Raw genomic sequence first — 11,463 nt, forward strand, 5'->3', positions numbered from 1 at the left:
TCAAAAAGAAACTAATTGGGTGGCAAACTTCTGCATTTTTAATTGCATTTTTCTGCACTTTTCTATTGCAAAATACACTTATTATATGTATTTTTCAATATAATACCAAATTCTAATGAGATAGGCATACTATAAATATCATTTCTAGTAGATTTTTCTCCTAAAAACGTTTTAAATAATCCCACTTTACCCCTTCTATAGTCGGAAAATGCGATTATAGATCGTCGTTTACTAAAAAGCAAAATCGAAAGGGCAGTAGGGCAAAATGAGGCATTAGTGAAATGGCTTGAAGAGTACAAGGATAAACTGGCCAATGCCCATGTCTTCAAAGAGGTTTTCCAAAAATATTGTTGGGAGATCAATGAAATCGATGAAATCGAAATTGCTCCTTTCCCATCTACTTGCCCATAGCAATGAAACCTTTTTCCATAAGCCGCATACATGGCATATGGAGAAAAACAAGGAATTCGCTTCGATGGACAATCTTTTTATTGAAACGGAATATATGGTAATTGAAGATGAAGCAAGTGAAAAAGAGGTAATCAATTGGTGGAACACGATAACAAAGGATGACCACGAAGGAATTGTTATTAAGTCAGAGATGTTCATAGAAAAATCAAAGGGGAAGCTTATACAACCCGCTATTAAAGTGCGCGGTAGAAAATATCTCCATATTATTTATGGAATGGATTACTTGGAACAGGAAAACTTGAACCGATTAAAGAAACGAAAAGTTGGTAAGAAACAAAAGCTCGCCTTAAGGGAGTTTGCGTTAGGAATAGAAGGTATTCAAAGATTCGTCAATGGTGAATCGATTGAACGAGTAAACGAGTACATGAATGTGTTCTTGGAACTCTTTCCATGGAATCGGACCCAGTCGATCCAAGATTATAAGAGGAACAGCCATTGGGAGATCGGGTGTCTAGCACTCGATCTTTTGTTATCTGTTTGATTGGTTCAATTTATAATAAAAAAGCCACTCACACAAACGAAGTGTGAGCGACCTTTATTTCTTTACTTAAAATGTTACTTTAACGGGAAGGTCTTCAGTATAATCGTAATCATCCCAAGAGAATATATGTAATGTCATTTCAAAATCAGACTCTAGAGCAGGGAAATCATATCCTTCAAACTCATTAATTGTTAATGTAGCCGTAGCTGCTTTTCCTGGAGCAACTTCTTGACTCATCGATAGAAGAGTTTCATCTACCATACGACCGTCAGCAGAAACCGTATTAGCTTGAACTTCAATCGTATCAGAACGTTTATTTTCTACGTCGAATACAACTTCAATCGTATTGCCCCAAATGTCATCTGATTTCTTAACGATTTTCACAAGAGTAGCTTTTACATTTTCATTATCAACGATTAATTGATTAATTTCATTTTCATCGTTAGAAGCTTCTTCTGACGCTTTTTCTCCTGCTTCTTGTTCAGTTGAATTAGCTTTATCAGTATCCACTTTTCCTGATACATTTTCTGAAGTACTTCCACAAGCAGCGAGGGCAAGTGTTAATAGTAATAATAGACCGAATAATATTTTTTTCATAAATACAATACTCCTAATATAAATTTTGTAATACTTATAAACTATACCAAATTTCCTATGTAATGTCAGTACAAATTATATGGTTTTATTGCTGTAAATTCCCCCTGAAATAACAAAAACTGCCTAATTAGACAATGCTAATTAAGCAGTTCATTGATTTTATATATTAAACTTTCTCGATGTACCCTTTCTCAACTAAAAAGTTGATTAACTGTTCAGTACATTCTTCAATTGAATATTGTTCACTGTTTACTACAATTTCTGGATTATCGGGTGCTTCATAAGGAGCACTAATGCCAGTGAAGTTTTTAATTTCATTTTTGCGGGCTTTTTCATAAAGTCCCTTTGGATCTCTTCGTTCACATTCTTCTACAGAACATTTCACATATACTTCGATGAATTCGCCCTCTTCCACTAAAGATCGTACAACATTACGGTCTTCTTTATAAGGAGAGATAAAGGCTGTTAATACAATTTGTCCGCTTTCTACGAAAAGTTTTGATACTTCTCCAATGCGGCGAATATTTTCCTTTCGGGAATCTTCATCAAATCCTAAATCTTTATTTAGACCGTGACGAATATTGTCTCCATCTAAAACAAAGGATTGATTCCCTTGTTCAAATAATCTTCTTGCCAATGAATTGGCGATGGATGACTTTCCTGAAGCGGAAAGGCCTGTAAACCAAAGGATAAAGCTATGATGATGATTTTTTTCTCTTCTTTCAGATTTATTGATCGATGCTTCATGCCATACAATATTTGAACTCATATTACACCTCGTTTTAGGAATGGATTTCTTCGCGTAGTCCTCGGATTAATACTTCGATGACTTCTTTTCGACTAAATGTACTTGGAGGAACTTCTCCATTTCTTAACATTTCACGCACCTTTGTACCAGATAAAATGATGCGAGAAGATGCATCGTGTGGGCATGTTTTTGTCGTAGCCATCCCTTCACAGCTCGTGCAATAGAAACTATGTTCAAATTTTAATGGCGTAATGCCGATTTCTTCCGGTGTGAAGTTTTCAAAAATCTTTTGCGCATCATATGTGCCGTAATAATCTCCAACTCCTGCATGGTCACGACCTACAATAAAATGAGTGCAACCATAGTTTTTACGAACGAGGGCATGGAAAATTGCTTCCCGTGGACCTGCATAACGCATGGCAGCAAGAAATACTCCTAACTGAACTCGCTCTTTCGGATAATATTGGTCTAATAAAACTTCATAACTTTCCATTCGAATTTTAGCTGGAATATCATCGGATTTTGTCTCACCTACTAATGGATTTAAGAAAAGACCGTCCACGATTTCTAACGCTACTTTTTGAATATATTCATGGGCGCGGTGAACGGGGTTTCTTGTTTGGAATCCAACAATCGTTTTCCAACCTTTTTCCTCGAATAATGCCCGTGTTTCTTTCGGTTCAAACGTATAAGTAGGGAACAATTTCTCCGCTTTTTTAACTAAAGTTATTTTTCCACCAACATACGTATTTGGTCGATCAAGTAGTTTCTTCACACCAGGGTGTTTTAAGTCATCAGTACCGTATACTAGTTGGGCTTCTAGCGTTTTATCTGGTGTGAAAATATCATTCACTTCGATAGTTCCGTATACGTCACCTTTATAAGTTAATTTTGCTTTATCGCCAATTTTTAAATTTTTTACCGTTTCGTCGTCAACTGGTAAAGTAATAGGAATACTCCAAACAAGACCAGAAGCAAGACGCATGTTTTTTACGACACTTTCATAATCCGCTTTTGTTAAAAAGCCATCAAGAGGGCTGTATGCACCAATACCGATTAGTTCAAGATCGCTTAATGCGGTTGCATCTAGTTTGATTTCTTTTTCGATTGCTTCAATAGGTTCATTTGGATTGTAAGCTTGAATTAAAACTCCTCCGTGTGGTTGTATGCTCATGTTTTATTGCCTCCTAATCGATTCGTTGATATTAATCGTGTAATCCACATTCTGTTTTATTTAAACCTTGCCATCTTCCCGAGCGTAAGTCATCCATTGTAAAAGCTGGTTTTGTACAATGGAAACATCCGATGCTTGGGTAACCTTGGTCATGTAAGGGATTGTAAGTTAAGTCATGTTTACTTACATATCTCCAAACATCTTTCCATGACCAATGGATAAGAGGACAGATTTTAACTGATTGGAACTTTTTATCTTGATTCAGGAACTCGGTATTTTTTCTCGTTTCTGATTGATCTCTACGTAAACCCGAAATCCAAGCTTTTGCCCCTGTTAACGTTTCTCGTAAAGGTGTAAGCTTTCGAATTTCACAACATTTATTTGGATTTGTTTTCCATAACTCGTCGCCAAATTGTTTTGCTTGTTCTTCTAAAGTAAGGGCGGGTTTTTTCATTTCGATATTTAATTCAGGATATTTTTCTTTTACTTTTTCAATTGTTTCGTAGGTTTCTTTAAAGTGAACATCTGTATCTAAAAATACGATTTTTGCATCCGGTTTTACTTTCGCAATTAAATCGATTAAGACGATTCCTTCTATGCCAAAGCTACAAGCATAAACAACTTCATCGCCATAATGTTGATAAGCCCATTTTAAAACATTGAGTGCACCTTTATATTCGTCATCTACATCAAACTGAACTAAAGAGTCTTCCCAAGTATCATAAGTAAGCATAATTTTCCCCCTCAAAATAAAATAAAAACGTTTTAATGTACCATCATATGACTGGCTACATTAAAACGCCTCTAGTTGTCTAGTTAGCATTTTATGACGATTATTTAGCTGATTGTTGAATGATGATTTTAAATCTGGAATGATTTTTCCTCAACTTAAAATCCTTACTTTGTTTTAAAGTATACTATATTACTAGAAATAGTCAATTTTAAATTTATTGAAATCTTTAAAATTTCAATGAATATCAAAACATGTCTGTTTTTACAAACTGTAACAACCATTTTCATTAAAAATCATGCTAAAAGTGCACTTACGGAGATACGTTAGTGAACTTTTTTTCTTAAATCGTTTATACTTTAAAGTGTGTATATCCATAGCTCAATACTGAAAATAATAAAAAGCAAAATAGGGGATAGATATGATAAAAATTGGTCTAACTGGATGGGGCGATCATCCATCTATTTATCGTACGAATTCTACTAAAAACGAAAAATTATTTGATTACAGCGGACATTTTCCGATTGTGGAAGTCGATACTTCCTTTTATGCAATCCCATCGAGACAAAATATTGAAAAATGGCTAAAGGAAACACCCGATTCCTTTCAATTTATTGTGAAAGCTTATCAAGGGATGACAGGCCATTTACGGGAAGAAAATCCGTATGAATCTAGAAACGAAATGTTTGAAGCTTTTAGACAATGTGCAGAGACATTTCAAAATGCTAATAAATTGGCGATGGTTTTAGTGCAATTCCCACCATGGTTTGATTGTTCTACGAAGCATGTACAATATATACGGTATATAAAAGAACAACTTAGCGATTTTCCTGTTGCCATCGAGTTTCGAAATAAAACTTGGTATAGTGCGGAAAGAAAAAACGAAACGATTCGATTTTTAAAAGACAATGGGTTTATACATACCGTTTGTGATGAACCACAGGCAGGAGTCGGTTCTGTCCCATTTGTCCCGGAAGTGACGGCAAAACGTGCATTAGTTAGAATACATGGTCGTAATGTGTTTGGGTGGCGAAATTCCGGTTCAACAGAAAATTGGAGGGAAGTTCGCTTCTTATATGATTATAACGAGGAGGAACTTTCGGATTTAGCAAATAAAATATTGCAATTGGAACAAAAGTGTGAAGAAGTGTTTGTATTATTCAACAATAATTCTGGTCATCATGCAGCAAATAATGCTAAAACAATGCAGCAAATGTTAGATGTTCACTTTGAGGGACTTTCTCCAAAGCAATTAGATTTTTTTGAAGGAGAATTTTAATGGAATATATTTTACTAGGAGTCATTGCTCTATTTGCAGGATTAATTGGATCACTCGTCGGATTAGGTGGAGGCGTCATTTTAATTCCCGCTACATTGTTCGTTGGGATTAATCTTAACTACTTTCCTAACATCACACCCCAAAGTGTCGTTGGTTTGTCTGTTATTATGATGGTATTTATCGGAATATCTTCGACAACTTCTTATATGAAAAATAAGCAAGTTGATTTAAAAAGTGGTTTTATCTTTTTTTTAGGTAGTATTCCAGGTACAATCCTAGGCGCCTGGTTAAATCAAGGATTAGGACTTGATTCCTTTAATATCTTTTTTGGAATCATATTAATTGTTTTATCCTCTTTATTAATAGTAAGGGATAAATTAAAGCCAATTAATTGGTTTTTACAAAATGGTGTGAAACGACACTTTGTAGATAATAACGGACAGGAGTTTGTTTATGGCTACCCTATTTGGTTTGCCCTCCTATTTACTTTTATCGTTGGTTTAATTTCAGGATTATTCGGCATTGGAGGAGGTTCGTTAATTGTTCCTGCAATGGTGCTATTGTTCCGCTTTCCTCCCCATGTAGCTGTGGCAACATCCATGTTTATGGTATTTTTATCATCGTTAGTCAACACGGCAAGTCATATTTATTTAGGGGATATTCCTTGGGAATATACGCTCCCGGTAATTATTTGCGCTTATATCGGTGCGAAAATAGGGGCATTTTTAAATAAAAAATTGGAATCCAAAACGGTCGTATTTATTTTACAAATTGTGATGATGTTTATCGGAATCCGTTCCATATTGGAAGGCTTATTTTAAAGTTCAGGTTAGAACGTTAAACGAAGTACTTTTTTCAGCGCCTTAATTCGGTAGGCCAAATAGGGGAAAGCAAATTTGAAATTATGAGAGATGGTGATCCGTAATGCTTGAGACAATTCATATTTTTCATACGAATGATATACATAGTCATTTTGAATATTGGCGGCGAATGCAGTCGTTCATAAAAAGCCAGCGCATTGAATTTGCCAAATTAGGAGAACCAAGCTTTTTATTCGATATTGGTGATTATCTCGATCGTTCAAATATATATACAGAAGCAACCCTTGGAAAAGGAAATATAAAACTATTAAATGAAGCTGAATATGATGTTGTAACTATCGGTAATAATGAGGGGATTACATTATCCTTTGAAGAATTATATTCACTTTATGATGAAGCGAATTTTGAAGTGGTCGTAGCAAATATTGAGCCAATGGAAGGGGAAAAACCAGAATGGTTGAAATCCTATACGATTTTACAAACAAAGTATGGAACGAAAATTGGGGTTATAGGGGCAACGGCATTATTTGATGCCTTTTATCGAGAATTGAATTGGCAAGTGACAGAGCCAAGAAAAATTTTAGTTCAATTGGCTAATCAGTTAAAAAAAGAGGTTGATATTGTCGTTTGCTTATCCCATCTAGGTGTTACAGAAGATGAACTATTAGCCAATGAATGTCCAAATATCGATGTTATTTTTGGCTCCCATACCCATCATCTATTTGAAAGGGGCAAAGTCGTTAATAACGTGTTATTAACGGGATGTGGGAAGTTTGGCGTATATACTGGTCATTTAACGATACAGTTCGACCATAAAACTCGGAAATTGATTAAAAAAGAAGAAATTGTTATTGAAAATCCGATTCTTCCTGAAACAGAAGAGGAGATGATGTTTCTCTCTAATCTTGCGGAAGAAGGGAAACGGCTTTTAAAGACACCGATCTTTCAAACGACAAGAAGTTACAATAAAGAATGGTTTCACTACTCACAACTATCCCAACTATTTTCAGAAGCAGTACTCGATTTTACCGAAGCAGACTGTACAATGTTCAATGCAGGAATATTCCTCGAAGGCTTAAATAAGGGAATTGTTACAAATTTCGATATTCATAAAATTCTTCCCCATCCGATAAATATATGTGTTATCGAATTAACGGGAAAAGAAATAAAAGAAGTTTATTTACAGGCGCAAAATGAAGAATGGCCATTGCTCGAATTAAAAGGTCTTGGATTTAGAGGTTCTATTTTTGGGAAAATGCTGACCTATGGATTTTCCTTAAATAAGAGCAGAGAACTTTTTATCCAAGGAGAACTAGCTGATCCAAATCGACTATATACCCTTGCTACTTTGGATATGTTTACCTTCGGATACTTCTTCCCAAATTTTAAATATGCGAAAAAGAAATATTATTTACCACTATTTTTACGGGATATATTAATTGAGTATGGAAAGAAACTCTATAATTGACCTTTAATAGGAAGTAAATTCGTTGATGATTGACATAGAATTGAGGTGAATTTTGAATGCGTTTAATATCAATCAATGTCCTAAAAAAGGGTATGGTTATAGGGAGGACCATCTGGAATGAAGCAGGGCTTCCGTTAATACAAAGAAACGTTGTCGTAACGGAGCCTATAATGCATCGATTAAAACAATTAGGAATTCAATATGTGTATATTGAAGATGAAATCTCAAAAGGAATCGAGATTGAGGAAACGGTTCCACTTTCGGTCAGGAAAAAGTCTGTTAAACAAATAACAGAATCCTTTAACCAATTAAAAGGATTATCGAATAAATCCGCCGCACTTGTTTTAGATAAAAAGTCAAAGGAAATTGGTCAATTAGTTGATAATTTGCTCACCTCGATTTTAAGTAGTAATGAAATTTTAACAGTTCTAACGGATACATTGATCTATGACGAATATATTTACCAACATTCTTTCCAAGTGTCTATCTACTCCCTAGCGATTGCAAAAGAGTTGGGGTATTCACGGAATGATTTAAAAACAATTGGGATTGGTGCATTATTACATGATGTAGGGAAGATGTTAATTCCATCAGAAATTTTGTTCAAACAAAGTCGATTAACAGATGAAGAATTTGAAATTATGAAACAACATACAAAAACCGGATTTGATATTTTGCGTAATATACATACGATTTCGTTACTTGTTGCCCATTGTGCCTTTCAGCATCATGAACGAATTGATGGAAGTGGATATCCTCGCGGTCTAGTGGACTCTGAAATACACCCTTATGCTAAAATCATTGCGGTTGCAGATGTTTTTGATGCGGTAACAACAAACCGTGTTTACCGTAATAAAATGTTACCTTCGCAAGGAATTGCCATCATCGAAGAAGGAAGGGGCACCATATTTGATGAACGGGTTGTCGATGCTTTTAAAAAAAGTGTTGTTCATTATCCAAACGGGACTATCTTATTGTTATCTGATGGTCGTAGAGGGATCGTAGTTGAGCAAAATCCCAAAAATGCAGCGTTACCCTTTTTACGAATTTTTGAAGAAAATCATGAACGAATTAACAATACATATGTCATTCATTTAGCCGATGAGCCAAATGTTAAAATAGAGAAAGTCGAATCCGAATATATTGAGTATGTTGAATAGTTATCTCTTCCTGTTCATAAATTGGAGCAGGAGGAGATTTTTTGATTTCTCGGCAGCCGAAGAGAATGATGTTTTACAAACCGAAGAAAATGAAAAAACGGAAAAAATCAAATAGATTTACTTTGTTCGTCGTTGCTTTTGCCGTTTGCGTTACGTTATTTTTATATATATTAAATAATCGATTAATGCCAACTTATGTTCAATATGCTGAAGTTCAAACGAATAAAATAGCAGCCCATGTTGTGAGTAAGGCGATTAATTCAAGAACTTCAAGTGTACTTGATGTAAATGAAATTATAGAAGACTTACCTTCAGAGTCAGATTATATGGTTACGACAAAATTTAATACGGAAATTATTAACCAAGTTCGTGCAGAAACGACTGCTCTCGTGAAGGAACATTTAGAATTAGCAGAGCAAGGGGATTTATCCCAATTACCTGATTTGGAGAATGTAGAATATGATGTAAGTGAAATTCAAAAGGGAGACGGCATAGTCTTTTTCGTTCCTATTGCCCAAGCACTAAATCTCCCGCTATTAGGAAACTTAGGGCCGAGGGTACCCATTCGGTTTCATATTATCGGAAATGTAAATAGTGATGTGGCGACATCCTTTAAAGAGTTTGGGATAAATAATGCCTTAGTTGAAGTAAATATTCATCTAACCGTTACTGTTCAAATTATTATTCCTTTTGCTAGTCAACAATCAACCGTTCAACAAACGATTCCGGTTGCGATAGGTTTAGTACGTGGCCAAGTTCCTCACATTTATACACAAGGTGGAGATGGAGCACAGCCATCCATTGAGGTACCAGTTCCATATAATTAACACAAAAAAATTATCGCCAAGTAAATTTTAACTTTTTTGAAAGTTAGTTGTATTCATTTGACCTAGTATGTTACATTGTCATCAGTATGTATAATTTTTGTTTTATTTTGATAGGGGCTGAAAAATATGACAAGTAAACCAACTAATGATAAAGAACAAATTTTACGTAAACCTGAATGGCTAAAAATTAAATTAAACACAAATGATGAATATAAAGGTCTAAAAAAGTTAATGCGCGAGAAAAATTTACATACTGTATGTGAAGAAGCGCGCTGTCCAAATATCCATGAATGTTGGGGCGAAAGAAGAACGGCTACTATGATGATACTTGGGGCAGTATGTACTCGAGCATGTCGTTTCTGTGCAGTTAAAACCGGTTTGCCAAATGAACTCGATTTAGCTGAACCAGAACGTGTTGCAGATTCTGTTCAAATTATGAATTTAAAACATGTCGTCATTACAATGGTTGCCCGAGATGATTTGAAAGATGGTGGAGCTGGTGTGCTAGCTGAAACCGTTCGCGCTATTCGCCGTAAGTCACCTCAAACTTCTGTGGAAGTATTACCTTCAGACTTAGGTGGACTAGAGGAAAATTTAAAAATGGTAATGGATGCAAAACCAGATATTTTAAATCATAATATCGAAACGGTTCGACGTTTAACGCCAAGAGTTCGTGCCCGTGCCAAATACGAACGTTCTCTAGAATTTTTAAGAAGAGCAAAGGAAATGCAACCGGACATTCCGACAAAATCTTCGTTAATGATTGGTCTTGGTGAAGAATGGGATGAAATTTTAGAAGTAATGGACGATTTACGTGCGAATGATGTAGACATTATGACGATTGGCCAATATTTACAACCGACGAAAAAACATTTACCTGTAAAAAAATATTATACACCATTAGAATTTGGTAAATTACGCAAAATTGCAATGGAAAAAGGATTTAAGCATTGCCAAGCAGGGCCATTAGTACGTAGTAGTTACCATGCTGATGAGCAAGTAAATGAAGCAACGAAGGCAAGACAGTTACAAGCAGAAATATAAAATTTTTGCCCTTTATCTTACGAAAGAGATAAGCATTAATGGAAAGAAGATGAACCAATATTCTACACTGTAAGCAGTCGATAGTGTAAAATAGGTCCAGATGATTTGTATAGAAAGGGGGAGTTTTGATGATTATAGCAGAAGGATATGCCTATGAAATAGTCGAGAATGTCCGTGATGGATTTCAACAGGATGCCTTTATAGCTAGATACTCAGATATATTAACAAAATATGATTATATCGTTGGTGACTGGGGTTACGGACAGCTTCGTTTAAAAGGCTTTTTTGACGACAAAAACCAAAAAGCAACCTTTGATACGAGAATCAGTACTTTTGAAGATTATTTATTTGAGTATTGTAATTTTGGCTGTGCTTACTTTATTTTAAAGAAAATTGGGAAAGCGCCAAGTCAAGTTGAAGCCATTTCCAAAGTAGAGTCTATAGAAGTGGAACAAACTCCCGAAGAGATAGAACAACAATAATAGAATGAGGCTGGGACATAACTAGCTTCAAATAGTGAGAAAGGTGAATTTGAGGAAACTCAAATTCACCTTTCGCTATTTTTGTGTGTAAATTCTTTTTTTTCTTGGCTCTAAAATATTTGTTGGGGTACAGATAAAATTCAGAAAAAATAAACACGCAATCTCCTAATTTTGTTAGACT

At 35.1% G+C, this 11,463-nt stretch carries 13 protein-coding genes; 9 read left to right on the forward strand and 4 right to left on the reverse strand.

Annotated elements, in window-relative coordinates; translation table 11 throughout:
* Positions 1-243: 243 nt before the first annotated feature.
* On the forward strand, positions 244-411 hold the full coding sequence (locus ACH0B5_RS17020; RefSeq protein ID WP_406928196.1) for a hypothetical protein: 168 nt from the start codon (positions 244-246) through the stop codon (positions 409-411).
* Positions 371-952 (forward strand): hypothetical protein, encoded by a 582-nt coding sequence (locus ACH0B5_RS17025; RefSeq protein WP_406928190.1) that lies wholly within the window; start codon positions 371-373, stop codon positions 950-952. The genes ACH0B5_RS17020 and ACH0B5_RS17025 overlap by 41 nt, the downstream gene beginning before the upstream one ends.
* A 66-nt stretch (positions 953-1,018) precedes the next feature.
* Here the strand turns inward: ACH0B5_RS17025 and ACH0B5_RS17030 are convergent, their stop codons facing one another.
* The 4 genes from ACH0B5_RS17030 to ACH0B5_RS17045 form a co-directional block, all read right to left on the reverse strand.
* Positions 1,019-1,549, reverse strand: coding sequence for a hypothetical protein (locus ACH0B5_RS17030; protein ID WP_406928191.1), 531 nt, complete (start codon positions 1,547-1,549; stop codon positions 1,019-1,021).
* Positions 1,550-1,715: 166 nt separating this feature from the next.
* Positions 1,716-2,318: an adenylyl-sulfate kinase gene (gene cysC / locus ACH0B5_RS17035; RefSeq protein WP_406928192.1), complete on the reverse strand. Its 603-nt coding sequence runs from the start codon at positions 2,316-2,318 to the stop codon at positions 1,716-1,718.
* Between the two features lie 13 nt (positions 2,319-2,331).
* Entirely contained in the window at positions 2,332-3,471 is a 1,140-nt protein-coding gene (gene sat, locus ACH0B5_RS17040; protein ID WP_406928193.1) for a sulfate adenylyltransferase, read from the reverse strand.
* 31 nt (positions 3,472-3,502) lie between these two features.
* Positions 3,503-4,204, reverse strand: a complete 702-nt coding sequence (locus ACH0B5_RS17045; protein ID WP_122972163.1) for a phosphoadenylyl-sulfate reductase — start codon at positions 4,202-4,204, stop codon at positions 3,503-3,505.
* Between the two features lie 418 nt (positions 4,205-4,622).
* Between ACH0B5_RS17045 and ACH0B5_RS17050 the strand changes: the two genes are divergently transcribed.
* The 7 genes from ACH0B5_RS17050 (at position 4,623) to ACH0B5_RS17080 (ending at position 11,282) form a co-directional block, all read left to right on the forward strand.
* The gene (locus ACH0B5_RS17050; RefSeq protein ID WP_406928194.1) at positions 4,623-5,480 is read left to right on the forward strand and encodes a DUF72 domain-containing protein; all 858 of its coding nucleotides are present in this window, start codon (positions 4,623-4,625) and stop codon (positions 5,478-5,480) included.
* The gene (locus ACH0B5_RS17055) at positions 5,480-6,301 is read left to right on the forward strand and encodes a sulfite exporter TauE/SafE family protein (protein ID WP_122972165.1); all 822 of its coding nucleotides are present in this window, start codon (positions 5,480-5,482) and stop codon (positions 6,299-6,301) included. The genes ACH0B5_RS17050 and ACH0B5_RS17055 overlap by 1 nt, the downstream gene beginning before the upstream one ends.
* A gap of 103 nt (positions 6,302-6,404) precedes the next feature.
* Positions 6,405-7,769, forward strand: a complete 1,365-nt coding sequence (locus tag ACH0B5_RS17060; RefSeq protein WP_406928195.1) for a bifunctional metallophosphatase/5'-nucleotidase — start codon at positions 6,405-6,407, stop codon at positions 7,767-7,769.
* 56 nt (positions 7,770-7,825) lie between these two features.
* Positions 7,826-8,929, forward strand: a complete 1,104-nt coding sequence (locus ACH0B5_RS17065) for an HD-GYP domain-containing protein (RefSeq protein ID WP_122972167.1) — start codon at positions 7,826-7,828, stop codon at positions 8,927-8,929.
* 89 nt (positions 8,930-9,018) lie between these two features.
* A complete protein-coding gene (gene yunB / locus ACH0B5_RS17070) occupies positions 9,019-9,756 on the forward strand; it encodes a sporulation protein YunB (protein ID WP_406928197.1) in 738 nt (245 codons plus the stop codon).
* A 126-nt stretch (positions 9,757-9,882) separates the two neighbouring features.
* The gene (lipA, locus tag ACH0B5_RS17075; RefSeq protein WP_122972168.1) at positions 9,883-10,800 is read left to right on the forward strand and encodes a lipoyl synthase; all 918 of its coding nucleotides are present in this window, start codon (positions 9,883-9,885) and stop codon (positions 10,798-10,800) included.
* 128 nt (positions 10,801-10,928) lie between these two features.
* Positions 10,929-11,282, forward strand: coding sequence for a YutD family protein (locus ACH0B5_RS17080; protein ID WP_122972169.1), 354 nt, complete (start codon positions 10,929-10,931; stop codon positions 11,280-11,282).
* The last annotated feature ends 181 nt before the right edge of the window (positions 11,283-11,463 follow it).

This window comes from Ureibacillus sp. 179-F W5.1 NHS, from assembly GCF_045369345.1.
GTDB lineage: Bacteria > Bacillota > Bacilli > Bacillales_A > Planococcaceae > Ureibacillus > Ureibacillus halotolerans.

What these genes read in the sequence shown, in the direction of transcription:
- ACH0B5_RS17055 (WP_122972165.1), top strand. Translation starts at nt 5,480, where the DNA reads ATGGAATATATTTTACTAGGAGTCATTGCTCTATTTGCAGGATTAATT.
- yunB (WP_406928197.1), top strand. Translation starts at nt 9,019, where the DNA reads ATGAAAAAACGGAAAAAATCAAATAGATTTACTTTGTTCGTCGTTGCT.
- ACH0B5_RS17065 (WP_122972167.1), top strand. Translation starts at nt 7,826, where the DNA reads ATGCGTTTAATATCAATCAATGTCCTAAAAAAGGGTATGGTTATAGGG.
- ACH0B5_RS17025 (WP_406928190.1), top strand. Translation starts at nt 371, where the DNA reads ATGAAATCGAAATTGCTCCTTTCCCATCTACTTGCCCATAGCAATGAA.
- ACH0B5_RS17060 (WP_406928195.1), top strand. Translation starts at nt 6,405, where the DNA reads ATGCTTGAGACAATTCATATTTTTCATACGAATGATATACATAGTCAT.
- cysC (WP_406928192.1), bottom strand. Translation starts at nt 2,318, where the DNA reads ATGAGTTCAAATATTGTATGGCATGAAGCATCGATCAATAAATCTGAA.
- ACH0B5_RS17050 (WP_406928194.1), top strand. Translation starts at nt 4,623, where the DNA reads ATGATAAAAATTGGTCTAACTGGATGGGGCGATCATCCATCTATTTAT.
- sat (WP_406928193.1), bottom strand. Translation starts at nt 3,471, where the DNA reads ATGAGCATACAACCACACGGAGGAGTTTTAATTCAAGCTTACAATCCA.
- ACH0B5_RS17080 (WP_122972169.1), top strand. Translation starts at nt 10,929, where the DNA reads ATGATTATAGCAGAAGGATATGCCTATGAAATAGTCGAGAATGTCCGT.
- ACH0B5_RS17045 (WP_122972163.1), bottom strand. Translation starts at nt 4,204, where the DNA reads ATGCTTACTTATGATACTTGGGAAGACTCTTTAGTTCAGTTTGATGTA.
- lipA (WP_122972168.1), top strand. Translation starts at nt 9,883, where the DNA reads ATGACAAGTAAACCAACTAATGATAAAGAACAAATTTTACGTAAACCT.
- ACH0B5_RS17030 (WP_406928191.1), bottom strand. Translation starts at nt 1,549, where the DNA reads ATGAAAAAAATATTATTCGGTCTATTATTACTATTAACACTTGCCCTC.